Here is a 19247-nt window from a genome sequence, read left to right on the forward strand (position 1 = left end):
GGAGGCAGCGGCGTAAGCCGCTTCCCGGGGGCCGGTTCACTTCTGATGCGGTTCCAGCGGCGTGCGGTAGGACATGCGGCGCACCGAGCCGGTCTTGGAGCGCATCAGCAGAGTGGTGGTCTCGACCCAGCCCGGGGTGCGCTTGATTGAGGGCAGCAGCGAACCGCCGGTCACGCCAGTGGCGGCGAAGATCACGTCCTGGGTGACCATCTCGTCGCGGGCATAGATCCGGTCCAGATCGGTGATGCCGGCCTTGGCGGCGCGGGCCCTTTCGTCGTCATTGCGGAACAGCAGGCGGCCGAAGATCTGACCGCCCATGCACTTCAGCGCCGCCGCTGCCAGCACGCCCTCAGGTGCACCGCCCTGGCCCATGTACATGTCGATGCCGGTCACATCGCTTTCGGCGCAATGCATAACGCCGGCCACGTCGCCGTCGGTGATCAGGCGGATGGCAGCGCCGGTTTCACGCACTTCGGCGATCATCGCCTCGTGGCGCGGGCGCTCCAGGATGCAGACGGTGATGTCGGACGGCGCGCAGCCCTTAGCCTTGGCCAGCGCCTCGACGCGCTCGCGCGGGGACATGTCCAGCGAAACGATGCCTTCTTCGTAACCCGGGCCGATTGCCAGCTTGTCCATATAGGTGTCCGGCGCGTGCAGCATGGAGCCGCGCGGGCCCATAGCGATCACGGTCAGCGCGTTCGGCATGTCCTTGGCGGTCAGGGTGGTGCCTTCCAGCGGGTCCAGCGCGATGTCGACGCCGGGGCCGTTGCCGGTGCCGACTTCCTCGCCGATGTAGAGCATCGGGGCCTCGTCGCGCTCGCCTTCGCCGATCACCACCACGCCGGCGATATCGAGCAGGTTCAGCTGCTCGCGCATCGCATTGACGGCGGCCTGGTCGGCGGCTTTCTCGTCGCCGCGTCCGATCAGCGAGGCCGAGGCCAGCGCGGCCTGCTCGGCAACGCGGGCAAGGCCCAGCGACAGCATGCGGTCATGAAAGGGCGCGTCAGAGGTGTTCGATGTCATACCGGAAATCCTGTCTCAACGGGTCAGATGTGAATGGGCGTTCCAAGCCGAATAGCGCGGGGCGGGGCTAGCTCGCAAGAGGCGATAGGCGCTGCTGCGGCAGGAAATCTCTGCCGCGGCGCGTAAATAAGCTCAATTTTGCCCCTTTGGCGCGGATCAGACCTCTTCGATGCGCAGGGCAACGGGGGTGCCGTCGACCACATCGGTGGCGGAAAGGCCCTCAAGCGCCGTGTCCAGGGTGGCGCGGGTGCATTTATGCGTCACGAACAGCACTGGCGCTACCGGCGCCTTGTGGCTGTACTGGCGCATCCGGTCGATCGACACGCCGGCCTCGCCAAGGATGGCCGCGACTTTGGCGAGCGCGCCGGGTTTGTCCAGCAGCCCCATGCGCAGGTAGAACGGCGCAGGCAGGCCGGTCTGGGCTGCGGGCACATCCTGCAGGGTGCTGGCGGGCTGGCCGAAGGTGGCAATGCGCAGGCCGCGGGCGAGGTCAAGGATATCGCCCATCACCGCGCTGGCGGTGGGGCCTTCGCCGGCGCCGGGGCCGCGCAGCACGACCTGCTCGATGGAGTCGCCTTCGATCACCACCATGTTGGTGCCGCCTTCCAGCTGGCCCAGCGGCGAGTCGGCCGGCACCAGGCAGGGCGACATGCGCTGTTCCAGCCCGCGGGCGGTGCGCTGTGCCACGCCCAGCAGCTTAATGCGGTAACCCATGTCGGCGGCGTCTCGGATATCTTCCAGCTGGATGCGCTGAATGCCTTCCAGCTCTACTTTTTCAAAGGCCGGTTTGGTGCCGAAGGCGATGGAGGCCAGCAGCGCCAGCTTGTGGCCCGCGTCGATGCCGCCCACGTCCAGATTCGGGTCGGCTTCCAGGTAACCCAGGCGGCCGCATTCCTCGAACAGGGCGTTGTAGCCCTGGCCGGTGGCCTCCATCTGGGTCAGGATGTAGTTGCAGGTGCCGTTCATCACCCCCATGACGCGGGTGATTTCATTTCCCGCCAGGCCTTCGGTCAGCGACTTGATCACCGGGATGCCGCCGGCGACAGCGGCCTCAAACCGGATCACCCGGCCTGCAGCCTCTGCCTGTTCCGCCAGTTCCTGGCCATGGATTGCCAGCAGCGCCTTGTTTGCGGTCACGACATCCTTGCCTGCCGCCAGCGCGGCCTCAGTTGCGGCCTTTGCAGCACCGTTGTGGCCGCCCATCAGCTCAACGAACACATCAACGTCATCACGCACGGCCAGCGCCACAGGATCAGCCTCCCAAGCGTAATCCTTGAGCGGCACGCCGCGATCCTTGTTCGGGTCCCGGGCCGATACGGCGGAGATCACGACAGAGCGTCCGGTCCGCGCCTCCAGCAGCGCAGCGTGACGGCGGATGATTTTCACCACGCCGATGCCGACGGTGCCCAAGCCTGCAATCCCTAGGCGAAGCGGTTCTGTCATGGCTGGAGGTCCTTTGTCCGAAACTTGTCCGTCCCGCCTTAGCGGGTTCGGCGCAAGCGTGCAACGCCGCTGCGGAACAAGGCGCATCCGTGCGGGCAGGAATGTCTCGGAGAGGTCAGAGTTCGGCGTTTTTGACAGATTCTGCACGGCGTTTCAGGCGGTCGCTGCGGGCATCAAGCTCATCCTGAAGCTCTTGGCCGGCCTGCTGCGGCGGGTCCAATGGTTCCAACGCGTCATCCAGCGGCAACAGGTCGGGATAATCCGCATCACGCAGGTCCGGTGCCAGCCGGTCCTCCAGCTCAGGCACACGGGTGCAGGCAGCGGAAGCCGCCACCGCCAAAAGAAATGCGATCCGTGTGCAAAACTGCATTGCCTAATCCCCATGCTCTGCAGCGCTGGTTTTAGGTGCTCCGGCGTCCTGGCACAATTGATTTCCCGCAGCATTTGGAGGATGGTCCGGCGGCAGTGTGCTGGCAGAAAAGGGAAACGGCGGCATTCGGCCTTTTTTCTGAACATCTGTTCAGTTATTGTCGGCCCATGGCACGTACCCAAGGTTCCCACTCCGATATCACCGGCCCCCGCATCCGCGAGGCGGCCCTGCGGCTGTTTGCGCAGCATGGCTATGCTGCCGTCTCAATGCGCCAGATTGCCAAGGAGGTCGGGGTGCAGGCCGGGGCGCTGTACAATTACACGCCGGACAAGCAGAGCCTGCTGTTCAGCCTGATGTCCAGCCATATGGAAGAGCTGCAGGCAGCCTGGGATGCAGTGCCGCAGGCGGACAGCGCGCTGGAGCGGCTGCGTGCCTTTACCGGCTTTCACATCCGCTTTCACCTGGAGCGCCCGGATGCGGTGTTCATCGCCTATATGGAGCTGCGCAACCTGACGGAGGCGAATTTCACCATCATCGAATCGCTGCGCCGGGACTACGAGAACGGCGTGGAAGGGATATTGAAGCAAGGGGTGGAGCAGGGCGAATTCGCCATTCCCGACACCAAGATCGCGACACTGGCGGTGATTGCGATGCTGAACGGGGTCAACACCTGGTACCGCTCTGAAGGCCGGCTGTCGCTGGACGAGGTGGAGCGGGTCTATTGGGGCATGGTGCAGAAGGCGGTCAGCAAATGAGCTTGCTGGATCTGGAAACCGGCCGACTGAGGGCTGCACCCTGGCAGGATCTGACGGCGGCGGAACTGGCGGATTTGTTTGCCCCTGAGGTGGTGCAATGGCTGCCGGCGGGGTTTCAGGCGCAGGGCAGCGATGAGAGCCGCCGGGATTTCCTGGCGGCAGTGTCGCAGCAGGCCGAAGTGGCGGCTCTCTGCAATACAGCGGGCAAGGGTGTCGGGCTGATTATCCTGTCCTTCCCGGAAGAGGGCGGTAGCATCCGGAACCTCGGCTATCTCTTTGCCGAAATCGCCTGGGGGCAGGGGCTGGCCAGCGAGCTGATCAGCGGATTGCAGGCGCATTTCCGTGGCAGCGGCGTCACCCTGTCCGGCGGGGTTATGCAAGAAAACGCGGCCTCGGCCTGGGTGCTGCAGAAAGCCGGTTTCACGCCGGAGCCTGCGGGAGCGGAAACCGTCTACAGCTGGTTTTCCGGCGGCTGAAGCGCGGGTCAGCTCAGTAGCCCGATCATGTCGTAGTGATCGATCTGGCGGCTCAGCACCATCGGGTCCTCTTCGGGCAGCACATGCGGCTGCTCCCAGTCCTCGCCTGCGAAGGCCTGCAGCGCTTCGATGCTTTCCCAGACCATCACTACACAGAATGTGGCGGGAGATTCGGGCCGCGGCAGCCCGGCGGTCACCGATACAAGCCCAGGCTGGCGGCGCACATGCGGCACCGCGGTATCGGTCAGAAAATTCTTGAAATCCTGAATCTTGTCGTCGCGGACGGTGGCACGGAACACCCGGATGATCATCACTCCCCCCATCGGTTACTGGACAGGGGGAGTATAGCACATCAGTGGCGCCAATTGGCAGGCGATCCGGTTAGCGTGCGGGCTTGATAAACGTCCCGTTGCGCAGGTCGCGGAAGGCTTGGTGCAGCTGCTCCTGCGTGTTCATCACGATCGGCCCGTGCCAGGCCACCGGCTCATTGATCGGCGCGCCGGAGATCAGCAGGAAGCGCACGCCTTGGGGCCCCGCCTGCACGGTGATCCCGTCGCCGGTGCCAAAGCGGATCAGGGTGCGGTCGCCGGACAGATCGCGGATGTTGACCTCCTGTCCTGCGACCTCCTTCTCCAGCAGCACCCCCTGCGGGGCTGAGGCATCGGCAAACGCAGCCTCGCCCTCGAACACATAGGCGAACGCCCGGCGGTAGGTGTCGATCGGCAGGGTCTTTTTGACGCCTGCCGCGACAAAAACATCCAGATACTGCGGGTCGGCGGCGATGCCGTCCACCAGCCCGCGCTTGCCCCAGAAATTGCCGGCGATCACTTTCACCCGGGTTCCGTCATCGTCGATGATCTCGGGGATTTCACTGCCTTTGATGTCCTGATAGCGCGGTGCGGTCATCTTCTGGCTGGCGGGCAGGTTGCCCCACAGCTGGAAGCCGTGCATCTGGCCCTTGGCATTGCCCGTTGGCATCTCCTGATGCAGGATGCCTGACCCTGCAGTCATCCACTGTACGTCGCCCGCCCTGAGGGTGCCAACGTTGCCCAGCGAGTCGCCATGTTCCACCGAACCGGCCAGCACATAGGTGATGGTCTCGATGCCGCGGTGCGGGTGCCAGGGGAAGCCACGCAGGTAGTCCTCCGGGTTCTCGTTGCGGAAGTCGTCGAACAGCAGGAACGGGTCCAGCTCCGCCGGGTCCTTGAAGCCGAAGGCGCGGTGCAGCTTGACGCCGGCGCCCTCGGTGTGGGGCTGGGCGGCTCGGGTTTCGAGAATGGGTCTGAGGGACATCTCAATGCCTCCTGTAAACGTTGACTGCGGCTAAGATAGGGTGTGAGCTGCCACCCTGAAACCTGTTGCCGGACACGGGGGCTGTGCGCAGGTAAACAGATGCCCCCGCAGCCCGCGGGGCTGCCCGGCCCAACGGGAAGCGGTGCCGAAAGTGCCAAGGACGGGCGGGCGCCGCTGCGTTTTTCAGTCCTGTCCGCCCGGGGCCGCAGCCCACCAGTCAGCGGGTTTCCTTCGCGCGCCATGCTTGGCGGCCAGCTGCAGCGCCAGTTTGCGCAACGGGCCAAGCGCCAGCTTCAGCCACAGCCGGTTCCAGCGCTTGGAAAAGTCCCGATTGAAAGGGCAGACCCGCATGCAAATGGCGCAGTCCGAGGACATCTTGGCCCAGAAGGAGAAACATTTCTCGGCGTCAGAGGTCCATTTTTTCACGCCTTTGATAGCAGAGACATTGGCCGTTTCAGTGGAGGGCGGCCCATAGGGCAAGGCCTTGACCGGGCAGGCGTCGGCGCATTTGGAGCAGATGTTGCAGAACTCTTTCACACCGAGGGGCTGCGGCACATCATGCTCCAGCGGCAGATTGGTGAAAATCTTGGAAAACCGCAGGCGCGGGCCGAACTCCGGGGTGATCACCATCTGGTTGCGGGCGTATTCGCCGAGGCCTGCCTTCACGGCGTAGGGGATCACCAGGCCGGTGTCGTTCATCGACGGTACCGCCTCATACCCTAGGTTGCGGATGTAGGCGGCGAGCTGCACCACGATGGATACCTCGTGGCTGTATTCCCGCCCCGTCGCGGCGCCTGCCAGCGCCGAGGGGTAGGTGGCCACCAGTTCCTTGTCCATTTCATGGCCGAGCACGATCACGCTGGTCAGCCCGTCTGGCAGGTCATGCGGTGCTTCTGACATGTCGCGGGCGTCGACGCGGGCGGTGTATAGCCAGCGTTCATCCAGATCGGTGATACCGCAGAGGTTGGCACCGAAGAATTTGGCGATGCGCTTCACCTCGGCGGACATCTTTGCCGGGTCGTCGATTTCCCGGGCATCCTTGGCCACCGGGGTGTCCGGGCGGATGGCGGCCTGGAACCCTTCGCGGATGCCTTCGTGCGCCCGCCGTGAGGAGACCACGTCGGAAATCAGCCAGGCCGCATTGCGCAGGGCGAAGTCGCGCTGTGTAAACCCGTCGCCGCGCCGGGGCGCCGCTTCCATCCGGTAGGAGGAGAAGAATTTTGCTGTGTGCTTGGACTTTACCCGGTCATCCCAAAAGGCGCGGGTGAAGATGTCGTTGCGTTGCGAGAACCGCTCGAAACCGTCGGTGACTTCGATTCCCGCGGCTGCGTCGCCGTCGCGCTGGGGCGGGGTGTTCTGTGGCCAGGGCATGGGCGGACGGTATCCGTCGTCAAGCCGCCGGGCAAGACGCGCCGGAGGCATTTCTTAACAAAACAAGGAGACGACCCAGTCCCGCACCATGGCGACCTCAGCGCTGTTGGGGGGCTCGCCGGCGGCGGGCATCAGGTAGTGGCCCTGGCCCATCGGGATCTCCGCGCCCGCCACAGGCGCCAGCCGGCCCAGCGACAGCGGTAGTTCGGCATAGCGGCGCATCAGCATGGCTACACCGGCGCCGGATGCTGCCATCTCTATCGCCGCCAATGAGGTGTCGACATAAAGCGGTGCGGAGCGGTCCTTGAGCGGCACGCCTGTCTGCTCGGACAGGCGCAGCCAGTGGTCCTGGTAGCCGTGGATGTGAATCAGAGTCTGGCCGAACAGCTGGTCCACCGATTTCAGCTGCTCCGCCAGCTGCGGCTGTGCCACCGGAATCACGCTTTCGGTTGCCAGCAGATGGGCGCGGCGGTCGAACCAGCCGGACGGCCCCAGCCGCAGGTCGATATCCACGTCCTCGTCCTGGGTGCTGTCTGCCCAGACGGCAGAGATCAGCCGGATGCGGATATGCGGGTGCGCCGCGTGAAAGGCCCCCAGCCGCGGTGCCACCCACAGGACCGCGGTAGAGACCGGCGCCCGCAGGGTCACGGTCCGGGTCTGCGCATGCCCCAGCAGCCCGCGCGTGGAGTAGGCAATGTCGGTCAGCGCCTGCGCTACCGAGGGGTAGTAGGCGTGCCCCAGCTGCGTCAGCTCCAGATGACGGGCGCGGCGGATGAAAAGGGTGATGCCAAAGCTTTTCTCCAGGCTGCGGACCTGGTGGCTGACGGCGGCCTGGGTCAGGCCCAGCTCATCAGCGGCTGCGGTGAAGCTCTGCAGGCGGGCGGCGGCCTCAAAGGCTCGCAGCCAGACGAGGTTGGGCAGATCGGACATTGTGTTGCAAAAAAAATGTGGGTCAGGAGGTGTTATTATTCGTTTTTGTTTTGCCTTGGGTCAAGCTAGCCATTTCGCAAGCGATCACCCCGGGAGGAGAAACGGGACATGAAAACGGATATGAAGATCGGCTTCATCGGCCTCGGCAATGTTGGCGGCAAGCTGGCGGGCAGCCTGGTGCGCAACGGGCTGGATGTGGCTGTGCATGACCTGGACGCGGCGCTGGTTGAAAAATTCGTGACGCGCGGCGCCAAGGCAGGCGGCAGCCCGGCACAGATGATGCAGGACTGCGATGCGGTGATCACCTGCCTGCCCAGCCCGGTGGCCTCTGATGCGGTGGTCACCGAGATGCTGCCGCATGTGAAACCCGGCAAGATCTGGATGGAAATGTCCACCACCGACGTGGAAGAGGTGAAACGCCTCGGCGCCTTGATCGTCGAGCGCGGCGGCGAGCCGGTCGATTGCCCGGTTTCCGGCGGCTGCCACCGGGCCGATACCGGCAATATCTCGATCTATGCGGGCTGCGAGCGCGCCACTTTCGACCGTATCCTGCCGATCCTGACCACCATGGGCCGCCGCATCCTGCATGTGGGCGAGATCGGCAATTCTTCGACCCTGAAGGTGATGACCAACTACCTGGCTAACATGAACCTGCTGGCAGTCATGGAAGCGCTGACGGTGATGAAGGCCTGCGGCATGGATCTGGGCATGACATTCGAGGCGATCTCGATGTCGTCGGGCACCTCCTTTGCGCATGAGACCGAAAGCCAGCTGATCCTGTCGGGCTCGCGCAATGTGAATTTCACCATGGATCTGGTGATGAAGGACATCGGCCTGTTCCAGACCCTGGCCGACCGCCGCAACGTGCCGCTGGAACTGTCGCCCCTGATGATCGAGATGATGAAGGACGGTCAGCGCCGCTATGGCGAGCGGGCGCAGTCCGACCGGATGATCGAGCGCCTGGAGGAGGCTACCGGCCTGTCGATTACCGCGCCGGGTTTTCCGCAGGAACTGGTAGACGACGAGCCGGAAGAGCCAGGCTACGAGGTTGTCGTGCGCCGCGCTGCTGCGGAATAAGTTCGCCCGAACAGTACGGCTGCATTCAGCCCCCGGTGTGCCGGGGGCTGTTTTCTTTTGCCGATCCGGTCTATGCCCGGCAGGGCAACAACGGGGAGCAGCAGATGAGCAACGAAGTTCTGGCGACGATTGAGGCCTCGGCCAGCCGGCGTGTGATGGGCACGGCGATGCTAGGGCTGACGGGCTGCCTGCTGGTCTATGTGGCCTTTGCTGCAACGCCCTCGCCAGCCTGGCTGGTATTCCTGGTGGTGGTTGGCGCAGGTGCCCTGTGGCTGGCCGTCCGGATGTGGCAGGCAACTGTGCACCGGATCGAACTGACGGCGGAAGAACTGCGCTGCTCTGACGGACAGGTGATCGCGCGGGTCGAGGATATCGAAGCCATCGACCGCGGCTTCTTTGCCTTCAAGCCGTCAAACGGTTTTCTGGTCCGCACAGGCACCCAAGGCAGCCGGGCATGGATGCCAGGGCTGTGGTGGCGATCAGGCCGCCGAATCGGTATTGGCGGCGTGACACCCGGATCGCAGGGCAAGGCCATGTCAGAAATTTTGGCCGCGATGCTGGTGCAACGCGGCCAAGGTTGACTGATTTATCTGATGGCTGATCAGGCGGGTGGCGAAACCTTTTCGGCGTCGTCGTTGTGGTTGTTGCCGTTGCCCTTGTCTTCGAGGAAGACAACCTGCGGCGCAAAGCGCGGGCGGGTGAAGACGAAGTTCTGGACATCCAGAAGCGGCAGCCCGATGTTGAAGGCCGGGGTCACTTCGTTCCAGGTTTCCACCACGATCACGCGTTCCTGATCGTACATTGCAGGCAGTTTTTCCTCGGCTTCGGTGATCGAACCATCGTCCCATTCGGTGAAGGTCGAGCCGCGGACTTTCGACCAGTCAACGTAGTAGCGCTGATCGTCCTCGTCCCAGCGAACCACGGAAATGCGTGTCGATAGGGAAGAGTCGCCGCGCACCAGCTCTGTTGCCAAGGCGTGCATGCTATCGATGTAGGTTTCGTTCACATAATTAGTCTCGCGTGAGATCAGGTCAGAGACTGTGTAGGCCGCTTTCAGGTTGACGTTCTCCTGACGGAAGGCATCGAAGAACGTATAGATCGCGGCGAACATGAACATCAGCAGCGGCGCATAGATGGCGAACTCCATCGAAACGCTGCCCTTGGTGTTTTCAACGAAGCCGCGCAGCGGCCGCGGAGTCCGGTTGGAAAAGCGGGAAATAAGCGTCAGCATGGCGTTACCTCGGTTCCTGGACAAAGGCAGAGGATGCAATCAGCTGAATGCGGCCGTCTTCGTCCTGTGCAATATGGGAGGCGAGCCCCCAGCTCGGGAAAATCGGATTGAACTTCATGCAGGCCCGCAGGAACATCAGCTCGTTGGACTGGCCGTTTTCAAAGCTGCGCACGGGCTGGGCATCGTCGATGACGTCGATGCAATCCGGCGTCGGATCAATCTCAGCCATGTTGAAGGGGTCCAGGCGGATCATCTCCAGCCGCAGCGAGTCGGAGCAGTTGCTGATGAAGCCTGAGCGGGCGCATATCGCGTCGCGAAGCTGGTCGTGCTGCAGGTCGGCGCCAGTGCTGAGGCGGATGTCGCGGACAGTCTGATCCACGGCGCGCTCCAGCTGTGAATGGCGCAGGTTGATGATGCCGAGTTCGACCGTGGCCAGCAGGATCATAAGGAAGGCTGGGACGATGATGGCAAATTCCATTGTAGCATTGCCATCCTCACGGTGCCGGAACCGGCGCAGGGCGGTTTGGATACGGTGTGTCATTGGGTGAGCCTCAGCTGACGGATGGAAGTCGCAATTGACGAGAAGGCGTCGGTGATCTCCAGGCCATCCACGTCAAAGAAGTGGGCGGGGGAGCTGGCGCAATCTTCGAGTACGGCAATGCCCTTGGAAGGTGCTTCGAAACCGACCGAGTACACGATGACGCCCTGGTCCTTGGTGATGTCACAGATGTGCTTGGTGTGCTGGTCCTTGGCGACACGGTTGTGGAAATACCGGCCTGCGTGGAACCAGTCGGCCCAGGCGCTGCTGCTGAATTCGTAAATGTATTTCGCGATCCAGGCCAGCGAGGCGCGGGCATGCAGTTCCGGGTAAGTCAGGCGGGAAGAGGTGCCTTCTTCGGTGTGGGTCGTGCAGCCATAGTAGTTGCAAGTCTCATAGGTGCCTTCCCCGTAAGGGTGGTCTTCCCAGCGGTTCATGTGCTCCCAGTAGTAGTTCTTGGTGCCGTTGGAATGATACACGGAGTATGCATCCGCAGTGGGGTTGTACCACACGTCTGAGTCGCCTTCCCGGCGCGACGGGTTCACCATGTACTGGTTGGTGTTCTGGCCGTCGGACATCAGCACGATGATCTTCAGCGTGTCGCCGCTGCCATAATCGGTGGGCCGGTCGACGAAGGATGCATCGATCACGCCATCGGCGATCAGGTCATTCACAACGCCGCGGGCCGTCGGGTCCAGCAGGGCGCTGCCCCACTTCATGCCGATATCGATCGAGGTGTTGCCGCTTGCAGTCAGCTTGTCGATATGCTCGTGCAGCAATGCAGCGTTGTTGGTCAGAGGCAGGATCTGGGAGCCGTCCCTTGTCGGGCAAACCGGCGTCGAGATCATGTTCTCTGAGTAGGTGAACGTGTCGAAATGCGCGGTGCGCTCGAGGTTTTCATCGCGGGGCAGCGTGTGTTTGCTGAACTGGTCCTTGATGAAGTTCACGCAGTGAGAATAGTTATGCTCCTGGGTGACATTAGTGTACTTGCTGAGCAGCGCCTCACCCACATTCACCTGGGTGGCGTAAGGGATGATCGAGATCGACAGATTGTCGATGTCGGTGTTCTGCGTAATCTGATCCACAAAACTGTGCGCCGCTGCTTTCAGGTTGACCAGCCGGTTGTTGCGGGACATCGAACCGGAAATGTCGAGCACCATGGAGATTTCGACAGCGCCGATGGTCTCTTCGGCCCGGGAATTCGCATAAACCGGAAGGTCGCCGACGCCGGCAAACTTCAGCAGATGTGCGGGGAAGGTTGCGTTAATCGTGCTCTCAACACTCTTGTAGCCCAGTGACTGTTCCACTTCCGGCTCGCTGTAATAGTCGGCAAGCCCGGCCTTGGTCAGGTATTCCTGAATAACTGTTGCCGGGTCCTGCTGCTGGTCAAGATCGGCAGCTGCGAGAACTGCGCGGTCCAGCGTGTATTGCAGAGTGGTGCGGTCGCGCTCCATTCGCATCAGGTCAACGCCCATACCGCCTGCGGCCAGCATAAGCAGCAATGTAATAATCATGGGCTTCGCCAGAACGCCGTCTTCTTCCCGCAGGAAGCCTTTGACCTTATCCCGGCAGCGCAGAATGAGCGGATTGCTCAGCGCAGTTGAATTCTTGTGGTGCTTACTCATTTAAATACCCCTTTCCGGCTGGGGAACGGGCCAGCTCGGTTTCTGCAGCGGAATTCCATTAATTAATGCTTGGTAAAGTGGGCGGAAATGGGGCGGGAATTGGCCGGAAACTCTCCGATTGTTGCAGCTCCGGGCGTCAATCCCGCGCGATTCCGCGGCGTTGTGGTGCGGGGCGGGACAATCGCTCCTTGGGAAAAGGCGAATCGCGCGCCACATGCCGGGAATTGATTCTTTTTGTCTGCAAAGGGTCAAAAAGGTCGCACTTCTCAAACATCTTTGCATAAAGTGAATGCATCATCGGCAGCGAGTCGATGTTTGATCACGGAGAAATTTTTTATGAGCAGCCGCACAGAGCCGAGCTTCCGCGAGAGCGTGGACCTGATGTTTAACCGGGCAGTGAAACTGATGGACCTGCCGCCGGGGCTGGAGGAGAAGATCAGGGTTTGCAACGCGACCTACACGGTGCGTTTCGGCGTGCGCCTGCGCGGCGCGATGCACACGTTCACTGGATACCGTTCGGTGCATTCGGAGCATATGGAGCCCGTGAAGGGCGGTATCCGCTATGCCACCGGGGTAAACCAGGACGAAGTCGAAGCGCTGGCGGCGCTGATGACCTATAAGTGTGCCTTGGTGGAAGCGCCGTTTGGCGGTTCCAAGGGCGGTTTGTGCATTGACCCGCGCGAGTATGAAGAGCATGAACTGGAGCTGATCACCCGCCGTTTCGCTTATGAGCTGGCCAAGCGCGACCTGATCAACCCGTCGCAAAACGTGCCCGCGCCCGACATGGGAACCGGCGAACGCGAAATGGCCTGGATTGCAGACCAGTATGCGCGGATGAACACCACCGACATCAACGCCAAGGCCTGCGTCACCGGCAAACCGCTTAACGCCGGCGGCATTTCCGGCCGTGTCGAGGCAACGGGCCGCGGGGTGCAGTATGCGCTTCGGGAGTTCTTCCGTTACGAGGAAGACAAGGCTGCCGCAGGTCTGTCCGGGAAGCTGGACGGCAAGCGGATTATTGTGCAGGGCCTCGGCAACGTGGGCTATCACGCCGCTAAATTCCTGTCCGAGGAAGATGGCGCATTGATTACCGGCATCATCGAGCGGGACGGCGGGCTGCACAGTGCTGATGGCCTCGACGTGGAGGCTGTCCGCAACTGGATCGTCAAACACGGCGGCGTGTCGGGCTACCCGGACGCGCAATATGTCGAAGATGGTGCGGTGCTGCTGGAGGAAGAATGCGACATCCTTGTCCCGGCGGCTCTGGAAGGGGTGATCAACCTTTCCAACGCCGAGCGCGTCAAGGCGCCGCTGATCATCGAGGCTGCGAACGGTCCGGTGACCGCCGGCGCGGATGAGATCCTGCGCAAGAAGGGCTGCGTGATCATTCCGGACATGTATGCCAACGCGGGCGGTGTGACGGTGTCCTACTTTGAGTGGGTGAAAAACTTGTCTCACATCCGCTTTGGCCGGATGCAGCGCCGCCAGGAAGAGGCGCGTCACCAGCTGGTGATCGACGAGCTGCAGCGTCTGGATGATGTAATGGGCAATACCTGGTCGATGTCTCCGGACTTCAAGGACAAGTACCTGAAGGGCGCGGGTGAACTGGAACTGGTGCGTTCGGGTCTGGATGACACCATGCGGGCGGCCTACCAGTCGATGCGCGAAGTTTGGCACAGCCGGGACGACGTGACCGACCTGCGCACCGCCGCCTATCTGGTGTCGATCGACAAGGTTGCCAAGAGTTACCACGCCAAGGGTTTGTAATCAGGCGCGGGTCTGTATTGCAGCTGCGGGGCGGAGGGGAACCTCTCCGCCCCGTTTTTTTCGAGCCGGTTCCGCTTAACGTCACAACCCGTCGCAATTAGCACTAGACACAAGTGATCAGTTCGTGTGACTTGCGGCAAAGCCGTGCTGAAGTGCCGCTAATTGAGCCTTGGGGCTAGGAGCAGCACGCGAAAGCGGGTAGCAATGCCGCCAAGACCCGGAACAGATTTTCCCGGGCGGCGGAAGTGATTTGACGGGGAGGGACGACATGCGGTTTTCGGGCTGGCGTGTGCTCAAGGAGGGGCTCACCGGAAACAAGGGGTGGACGCCCCATTGGCGGGACCCTGAACCCAAATCCGAATATGATGTGGTGATCATCGGCGGTGGTGGCCACGGGCTGGCAACCGCCTATTACCTGGCCCAGGAGCACGGCATCACCAATGTCGCGGTGCTGGAAAAAGGCTATCTCGGCGGCGGCAACGTGGGGCGCAACACCACCATCGTGCGCGCCAACTACTATCTGCCGGGCAACTCGGAATTCTACTCCCACTCCCTGAAACTGTGGGAAACCATGGAACAGGACCTGAACTATAACGCGATGATGTCCCAGCGCGGCATCATCAACCTGTTCCACAACGACGGCCAGCGCGACGCGGCGGTGCGCCGGGGCAACTCCATCGTCAACCAGGGCGATGACGCAGAACTGCTGAGCCGCGAGCAGGTGCGCGAGCTGGCGCCGTTCCTGAATTTTGACAGCAACCGCTTCCCGATCATGGGCGGGCTGATGCAGCGCCGGGCGGGCACCGCGCGCCACGATGCGGTGGCCTGGGGATTTGCCCGCGGTGCAGACATGCGCGGGGTGGATCTGATCCAGAACTGCGAGGTGACCGGCATCGACGTGGAAAACGGCAAGGTCGTGGGCGTGCAGACTGCCCGCGGCCCGATCCGTGCCAAGAAGGTGGCGCTGGCTGCGGCGGGCCGCTCCGGCCAGGTGGCGGCGATGGCGGGGCTGACTCTGCCGATCGAAAGCCATGTGCTGCAGGCCTTTGTGTCTGAGGGGCTGAAGCCGATCGTGGACCACGTGATCACCTTTGCCGAGGGGCACCTGTACATCAGCCAGTCGGACAAGGGCGGGCTGGTCTTTGGCAGCTACCTGGATTTCTACAGCTCTTACGCCGCGCGGGGGAACCTGCCGATGGTGGAGCACACGATGGAGAGTTTTGTGGCAATGGTGCCGGCGGTCAGCAAGGCGCGTCTTCTGCGAAGCTGGGGCGGCATCATGGATATGACCCCGGACGGCTCCCCGATCATCGACCATTCGCCGATCGAGGGCCTCTATCTGAACTGCGGCTGGTGCTACGGCGGGTTCAAGGCGACGCCAGGGTCGGGCAGCGTGTACGCGCATCTGATAGCAACGGACCGCCCGCACGGGGCGGCCACGAAGTTCAAGCTCGACCGTTTCCGTAGCGGCGTTGGCCTGATGGATGAGGAGGGGACCGGTGCGCAGCATAACCTGCACTAAGCGTTTGGAGCACGCCGGGCATGCCTCCGGCGGGAGTATTTTCGCAAAGAAGAAGGAGCGCCGGTCATGAGAATTACCTGTCCGCTCTGCGGCGAGAGGGACCGCCGCGAATTCTATTACAAGGGTGCGGCGCTGGTGCGTCCGGCCGAAGGCGCGGATCTGGATGCCTGGCATGAGTATGTGAACCTGCGGGAGAACCCGGCCGGGCCGCTGGATGAGCTTTGGTATCACGAAATGGGCTGCAATGCCTGGCTGAAAGTCGCCCGCAATACCGCGACCCATGAGATTCTGGACGTGCAATTGGCCTCCGAAGCCGGGCTGGGAGGTGAGAAATGAGACTTCCCGGGAAAGGTCTGAACCAGGGCGCCAAGCCGATCACCTTTGCCTTCAACGGCCGCCACATGATGGGGCTGGCAGGCGACACGCTGGCGGCGGCGCTGTTGGCAAATGATGTGCACCTGGTGGGGCGGTCGTTCAAGTACCACCGCCCGCGCGGGGTGCTGACCGCAGGCAGCGAAGAGCCGAACGCGCTGGTGACCATTGGCACCGGCGGCCAGCAGGACCCGAACGTGCGCGCTACCCAGCAGGAACTGTTTGAAGGGCTGGAGGCGCGCAGCCAGAACTGCTGGCCCACGGTCGAGCGCGACGTGATGGCGTTGAACGATCTTGCCGCGCCGTTCTTTGGTGCGGGGTTCTACTACAAGACCTTCATGTGGCCGGCGGCGTTCTGGGAGAAGGTCTATGAGCCGCTGATCCGCAATGCGGCAGGCCTTGGCGCGCTGTCGGGCGAGGCGGATCAGGACCGCTATGAGAAGGCCTTTGCCTTCTGCGACGTGCTGGTGATCGGCTCCGGTCCGGCGGGGCTGATGGCAGCGCTGACCGCGGGCCGGGCCGGGGCGGATGTGATCCTGGCAGAGGAAGACAGCCGCATGGGCGGCCGCCTGCTGGCAGAGCGCGAGGAGATCGGCGGCAAGCCGGGCCATGAATGGGCGGCAGAAGTGCTGGCCGAGCTGGAGGCGATGAACAACGTGCGGCTGATGACCCGCACCACCGTCACCGGCGCCTATGACCAGGGCACCTACGGAGCGCTGGAGCGGGTCTCGCATCATCTGCCGCGGCGGCATTCGCTGAAGGGCAGCCATCTGCCGCGCGAATGCTTTTGGCGGATTGCGGCCAAACACGCGGTGCTGGCGGCGGGCGCCATCGAGCGCCCGGTGGCCTTCCGCGACAACGACCGGCCCGGCATTATGATGGCGGGCGCGGTGCGTGCCTATCTGAACCGCTGGGGCGTGGCGCCCGGCGAGCGGGTGACGCTGTTTGCCAACAACGACCAGGCGCACCGCACAGCGCGCGACCTGCATGACGCTGGCGTGCATATCGCGGCGGTTATCGACAGCCGCCATGAGGCGCCGGATGGCGGACCTTATCAGGTGATCAAGGGCGCGCAGGTTTGCGGCTCCGCCGGCCGCCAGCGGCTGGAGAGCATCACCGTGCGCTCGGTCAAGGGCGAGGAGAAGATCCAGACCGACTGCCTGGCGATGTCCGGGGGCTGGAACCCGTCTGTGCATCTGACCTGCCATTTGAACAGTCGGCCTGTTTGGAAGCGCGAGGCGCTGGCCTTTGTGCCGGCGGATGGCGCCGTTCCCGGCATGGTCACAGCCGGCGCCTGCAACGGCACTTTCTCCACCGCAGGCGCAATACGCGAAGGCGCGGAGGCTGCCGCCAAGGTGCTGGAGGCGCTGGGCCTGAAATCAGCTGCCGCCGATCTGCCGGAGGTTGAGGATGATCCCTACCGCATCGCCGCGCTGTGGGCGGTGCCGGGCAAGGGACGCGCCTGGCTCGACTTCCAGAACGACGTGACCGTCAAGGATGTGAAACAGGCAGCGGTGGAGAACTTCCGCTCTGTCGAGCATATGAAACGCTATACCACCCAGGGCATGGCGACCGATCAGGGCAAGAACTCCAACGTTGCCGCGCTGGCAGTGCTGGCGGATGCAACCGGGCGGACAATCCCCGAGACCGGCACCACCACCTTCCGCCCGCCGTTTGTGCCGGTGTCCATCGGTGCGATGGGGGCGGGGGCCACGGATGAGGGCTTCAAGCCGCAGCGCTTCCTGACCTCGCATGGCGAGAGCGAAACCCGCGCGGCGCATCAGCTGGAGGTGGGCCTGTGGTACCGCGCTGCCTATTTCCCGAAACAGGGCGAAACCAACTGGCGTCAGTCCTGCGACCGCGAGGTCACGCTGGTGCGCAAGGCAGTTGGCATCTGCGATGTTTCAACCCTGGGCAAAATCGACATCCAGGGTGCCGACGCGGGCAAGTTCCTCGACTTCCTCTACACCAACACCTTCAGCACCCTGAAGGTCGGCAAGGTCCGCTATGGGCTGATGCTGCGCGAGGACGGTTTTGTCATGGATGACGGCACCACTGCGCGGCTCGGCGAGAACCATTTTGTGATGACCACCACCACCGCCGCAGCAGGGCAGGTGATGGCGCATATGGAGTTTGTCTCTCAGGCGCTGTACCCGGAATGGGATGTCCGCTTTACCTCGGTGACCGAGCAATGGGCGCAGTTTGCCGTCGCCGGCCCCAAGTCGCAGGAGCTGTTGAACGGGCTGCTGGACGAGGACGTGAACGGCGAGACCTGGCCCTTCATGGGCTGCGGCGAAGCGACCGTGCTGGGCGTCAAGGGACGGCTGTTCCGGATATCCTTCTCGGGCGAGCATGCCTATGAGGTGGCCGTGCCCGCGCGCTATGGCGAGGCCCTGTTCCGCGAGCTGCTGAAGCGGGCCGAGGCGATGGGCGGCGGTGCCTATGGCATGGAAGCGCTCAATGTGCTGCGGATCGAGAAGGGGCTGATTACCCACGCCGAGATCAACGGCACCGTGACAGCCTTTGACCTCGGCCTGCAGGGGATGATGTCCAACAAGAAAGACTTCCTGGGCAAGGCGATGTCCGCGCGCGAGGGCCTGATGGCCGAGAACCGGATGCGCCTGGTGGGCTTGAAACCCGTGGGTGCGGCCAAGGAGATCACCGCCGGGGCGCATCTGTTCACGCCGGGCGACCCGGTGGAGCGGATTTATGACCAGGGCTATGTGACCTCGGCCGGGTATTCGCCGACGCTGGGGCATCCGATTGGCCTGGCTTTCCTGAAAGAAGGGCCGGAGCGGATTGGCGAGACCGTGCGCCTGGTCGACCATATGCGCGGAGCAGATACCCTGTGCGAGGTCGTTTCGCCTGTGTTCTTTGACCCGGAAGGAGAACGTGCCCGTGGCTGAGCTGATTGCAAAGAGCCCCTGTGAGGGGCTGGTTCCGGCAACCATCGGCGGTATGAGCCTGACCGAGGAACACCCCGGCAGTATGTGGGCCGTGGCGCCCTTCAAGGGTCAGGAAAAGGCGCTGAGCAAGGCGCTGGAGACAGCCCACGGCATGGCGTTCCCGGCGCCGAACCGCGCCACCGGCAAGGCGGGCAGCCGGGCTGTCTGGTTTGGCCGGGACATGGCACTGCTGATTGGGCCTGCGCCCGACGCCGGTCTGGCCAAGCACGCCGCGCTGACAGACCAGAGCGATGCCTGGGCCGTGGTTAAGCTGGAAGGAGCAGGCACCGAGGACGTGCTGGCGCGGCTTGTGCCGGTCGATATGCGTAACCAGGTCTTCAAGCGCGGCCACACCGTGCGGGCGGAACTCAAGCACATGATGGCCTCGGTGACCCGTACCGGCCAGCAGGCGTTTCAGATCATGGTGTTCCGCTCGATGGCAAAGACGCTGGTGCATGATCTGAAAACAGCCATGGAAGCCGTCGCGGCGCGAGGGTAATCTTCGGGAA

General features: G+C 63.1%; 19 protein-coding genes. 9 read left to right on the forward strand and 10 right to left on the reverse strand.

Features of this window, described 5'->3' with window-relative positions:
- Positions 1–36: 36 nt before the first annotated feature.
- From glpX to GKC28_RS04945, 3 genes are all read right to left on the reverse strand, one after another.
- Positions 37–1023, reverse strand: coding sequence for a class II fructose-bisphosphatase (gene glpX, locus GKC28_RS04935; protein ID WP_174145591.1), 987 nt, complete (start codon positions 1021–1023; stop codon positions 37–39).
- A gap of 156 nt (positions 1024–1179) precedes the next feature.
- Positions 1180–2466: a homoserine dehydrogenase gene (locus GKC28_RS04940; RefSeq protein ID WP_174145592.1), complete on the reverse strand. Its 1287-nt coding sequence runs from the start codon at positions 2464–2466 to the stop codon at positions 1180–1182.
- 115 nt (positions 2467–2581) lie between these two features.
- Positions 2582–2836 (reverse strand): hypothetical protein, encoded by a 255-nt coding sequence (locus tag GKC28_RS04945; RefSeq protein ID WP_174145594.1) that lies wholly within the window; start codon positions 2834–2836, stop codon positions 2582–2584.
- A 167-nt stretch (positions 2837–3003) separates the two neighbouring features.
- On the opposite strand from GKC28_RS04945, the gene GKC28_RS04950 reads away from it, so the two are divergent.
- Both GKC28_RS04950 and GKC28_RS04955 read left to right on the forward strand, forming a co-directional pair.
- Positions 3004–3591 carry a TetR/AcrR family transcriptional regulator gene (locus GKC28_RS04950; protein ID WP_174145597.1) on the forward strand — a complete coding sequence of 196 codons (588 nt, stop codon included), beginning with the start codon at positions 3004–3006 and terminating at the stop codon, positions 3589–3591.
- On the forward strand, positions 3588–4067 hold the full coding sequence (locus GKC28_RS04955; RefSeq protein WP_174145598.1) for a GNAT family N-acetyltransferase: 480 nt from the start codon (positions 3588–3590) through the stop codon (positions 4065–4067). Before GKC28_RS04950 ends, GKC28_RS04955 begins: the two co-directional genes overlap by 4 nt.
- 8 nt (positions 4068–4075) lie before the next feature.
- Here GKC28_RS04955 and GKC28_RS04960 read toward each other — a convergent pair whose 3' ends face one another.
- The 4 genes from GKC28_RS04960 to GKC28_RS04975 form a co-directional block, all read right to left on the reverse strand.
- Positions 4076–4378, reverse strand: a complete 303-nt coding sequence (locus GKC28_RS04960; protein WP_254604150.1) for an antibiotic biosynthesis monooxygenase — start codon at positions 4376–4378, stop codon at positions 4076–4078.
- A gap of 70 nt (positions 4379–4448) precedes the next feature.
- Entirely contained in the window at positions 4449–5360 is a 912-nt protein-coding gene (locus tag GKC28_RS04965) for a pirin family protein (RefSeq protein ID WP_174145602.1), read from the reverse strand.
- 183 nt (positions 5361–5543) lie between these two features.
- Positions 5544–6731, reverse strand: coding sequence for a reductive dehalogenase domain-containing protein (locus GKC28_RS04970; RefSeq protein ID WP_174145604.1), 1188 nt, complete (start codon positions 6729–6731; stop codon positions 5544–5546).
- Positions 6732–6785: 54 nt separating this feature from the next.
- The gene (locus tag GKC28_RS04975; RefSeq protein ID WP_174145606.1) at positions 6786–7661 is read right to left on the reverse strand and encodes a LysR family transcriptional regulator; all 876 of its coding nucleotides are present in this window, start codon (positions 7659–7661) and stop codon (positions 6786–6788) included.
- Between the two features lie 120 nt (positions 7662–7781).
- Here GKC28_RS04975 and GKC28_RS04980 point away from each other — a divergent pair, with 120 nt between their 5' ends.
- Entirely contained in the window at positions 7782–8738 is a 957-nt protein-coding gene (locus GKC28_RS04980; RefSeq protein ID WP_174146052.1) for an NAD(P)-dependent oxidoreductase, read from the forward strand.
- Between the two features lie 104 nt (positions 8739–8842).
- Entirely contained in the window at positions 8843–9319 is a 477-nt protein-coding gene (locus tag GKC28_RS04985) for a hypothetical protein (RefSeq protein WP_174145608.1), read from the forward strand.
- 20 nt (positions 9320–9339) lie between these two features.
- Here the strand turns inward: GKC28_RS04985 and GKC28_RS04990 are convergent, their stop codons facing one another.
- Genes GKC28_RS04990 through GKC28_RS05000 form a run of 3 tightly spaced genes read right to left on the reverse strand, consistent with a single transcriptional unit; the run spans position 9340 to position 12132 of the window.
- The gene (locus tag GKC28_RS04990) at positions 9340–9969 is read right to left on the reverse strand and encodes a TadE/TadG family type IV pilus assembly protein (protein ID WP_174145610.1); all 630 of its coding nucleotides are present in this window, start codon (positions 9967–9969) and stop codon (positions 9340–9342) included.
- 4 nt (positions 9970–9973) lie between these two features.
- On the reverse strand, positions 9974–10510 hold the full coding sequence (locus tag GKC28_RS04995; RefSeq protein ID WP_174145612.1) for a TadE/TadG family type IV pilus assembly protein: 537 nt from the start codon (positions 10508–10510) through the stop codon (positions 9974–9976).
- Positions 10507–12132 (reverse strand): TadE/TadG family type IV pilus assembly protein, encoded by a 1626-nt coding sequence (locus GKC28_RS05000; protein WP_174145614.1) that lies wholly within the window; start codon positions 12130–12132, stop codon positions 10507–10509. Before GKC28_RS05000 ends, GKC28_RS04995 begins: the two co-directional genes overlap by 4 nt.
- Positions 12133–12468: 336 nt before the next feature.
- Here GKC28_RS05000 and GKC28_RS05005 point away from each other — a divergent pair, with 336 nt between their 5' ends.
- The 5 genes from GKC28_RS05005 to GKC28_RS05025 all read left to right on the forward strand — a co-directional run bounded on the left by GKC28_RS05005 (position 12469) and on the right by GKC28_RS05025 (position 19237).
- Complete coding sequence (locus GKC28_RS05005) at positions 12469–13899, forward strand: Glu/Leu/Phe/Val dehydrogenase (RefSeq protein WP_174145616.1); 1431 nt, start codon at positions 12469–12471, stop codon at positions 13897–13899.
- 268 nt (positions 13900–14167) lie between these two features.
- A complete protein-coding gene (locus GKC28_RS05010; RefSeq protein WP_174145618.1) occupies positions 14168–15421 on the forward strand; it encodes a sarcosine oxidase subunit beta family protein in 1254 nt (417 codons plus the stop codon).
- A 66-nt stretch (positions 15422–15487) separates the two neighbouring features.
- The gene (locus tag GKC28_RS05015; protein WP_174145620.1) at positions 15488–15757 is read left to right on the forward strand and encodes a sarcosine oxidase subunit delta; all 270 of its coding nucleotides are present in this window, start codon (positions 15488–15490) and stop codon (positions 15755–15757) included.
- Positions 15754–18699 (forward strand): sarcosine oxidase subunit alpha family protein, encoded by a 2946-nt coding sequence (locus tag GKC28_RS05020; RefSeq protein WP_174145622.1) that lies wholly within the window; start codon positions 15754–15756, stop codon positions 18697–18699. The genes GKC28_RS05015 and GKC28_RS05020 overlap by 4 nt, the downstream gene beginning before the upstream one ends.
- Positions 18692–19237, forward strand: coding sequence for a sarcosine oxidase subunit gamma (locus GKC28_RS05025; protein WP_174145624.1), 546 nt, complete (start codon positions 18692–18694; stop codon positions 19235–19237). The genes GKC28_RS05020 and GKC28_RS05025 overlap by 8 nt, the downstream gene beginning before the upstream one ends.
- Positions 19238–19247: the final 10 nt, after the last annotated feature.

It is taken from the genome of Leisingera sp. ANG59 (assembly GCF_013317235.1).
Lineage (GTDB): Bacteria > Pseudomonadota > Alphaproteobacteria > Rhodobacterales > Rhodobacteraceae > Leisingera.

What these genes read in the sequence shown, in the direction of transcription:
- glpX (WP_174145591.1), bottom strand. Translation starts at nt 1,023, where the DNA reads ATGACATCGAACACCTCTGACGCGCCCTTTCATGACCGCATGCTGTCG.
- GKC28_RS04940 (WP_174145592.1), bottom strand. Translation starts at nt 2,466, where the DNA reads ATGACAGAACCGCTTCGCCTAGGGATTGCAGGCTTGGGCACCGTCGGC.
- GKC28_RS04945 (WP_174145594.1), bottom strand. Translation starts at nt 2,836, where the DNA reads ATGCAGTTTTGCACACGGATCGCATTTCTTTTGGCGGTGGCGGCTTCC.
- GKC28_RS04950 (WP_174145597.1), top strand. Translation starts at nt 3,004, where the DNA reads ATGGCACGTACCCAAGGTTCCCACTCCGATATCACCGGCCCCCGCATC.
- GKC28_RS04955 (WP_174145598.1), top strand. Translation starts at nt 3,588, where the DNA reads ATGAGCTTGCTGGATCTGGAAACCGGCCGACTGAGGGCTGCACCCTGG.
- GKC28_RS04960 (WP_254604150.1), bottom strand. Translation starts at nt 4,378, where the DNA reads ATGATCATCCGGGTGTTCCGTGCCACCGTCCGCGACGACAAGATTCAG.
- GKC28_RS04965 (WP_174145602.1), bottom strand. Translation starts at nt 5,360, where the DNA reads ATGTCCCTCAGACCCATTCTCGAAACCCGAGCCGCCCAGCCCCACACC.
- GKC28_RS04970 (WP_174145604.1), bottom strand. Translation starts at nt 6,731, where the DNA reads ATGCCCTGGCCACAGAACACCCCGCCCCAGCGCGACGGCGACGCAGCC.
- GKC28_RS04975 (WP_174145606.1), bottom strand. Translation starts at nt 7,661, where the DNA reads ATGTCCGATCTGCCCAACCTCGTCTGGCTGCGAGCCTTTGAGGCCGCC.
- GKC28_RS04980 (WP_174146052.1), top strand. Translation starts at nt 7,782, where the DNA reads ATGAAGATCGGCTTCATCGGCCTCGGCAATGTTGGCGGCAAGCTGGCG.
- GKC28_RS04985 (WP_174145608.1), top strand. Translation starts at nt 8,843, where the DNA reads ATGAGCAACGAAGTTCTGGCGACGATTGAGGCCTCGGCCAGCCGGCGT.
- GKC28_RS04990 (WP_174145610.1), bottom strand. Translation starts at nt 9,969, where the DNA reads ATGCTGACGCTTATTTCCCGCTTTTCCAACCGGACTCCGCGGCCGCTG.
- GKC28_RS04995 (WP_174145612.1), bottom strand. Translation starts at nt 10,510, where the DNA reads ATGACACACCGTATCCAAACCGCCCTGCGCCGGTTCCGGCACCGTGAG.
- GKC28_RS05000 (WP_174145614.1), bottom strand. Translation starts at nt 12,132, where the DNA reads ATGAGTAAGCACCACAAGAATTCAACTGCGCTGAGCAATCCGCTCATT.
- GKC28_RS05005 (WP_174145616.1), top strand. Translation starts at nt 12,469, where the DNA reads ATGAGCAGCCGCACAGAGCCGAGCTTCCGCGAGAGCGTGGACCTGATG.
- GKC28_RS05010 (WP_174145618.1), top strand. Translation starts at nt 14,168, where the DNA reads ATGCGGTTTTCGGGCTGGCGTGTGCTCAAGGAGGGGCTCACCGGAAAC.
- GKC28_RS05015 (WP_174145620.1), top strand. Translation starts at nt 15,488, where the DNA reads ATGAGAATTACCTGTCCGCTCTGCGGCGAGAGGGACCGCCGCGAATTC.
- GKC28_RS05020 (WP_174145622.1), top strand. Translation starts at nt 15,754, where the DNA reads ATGAGACTTCCCGGGAAAGGTCTGAACCAGGGCGCCAAGCCGATCACC.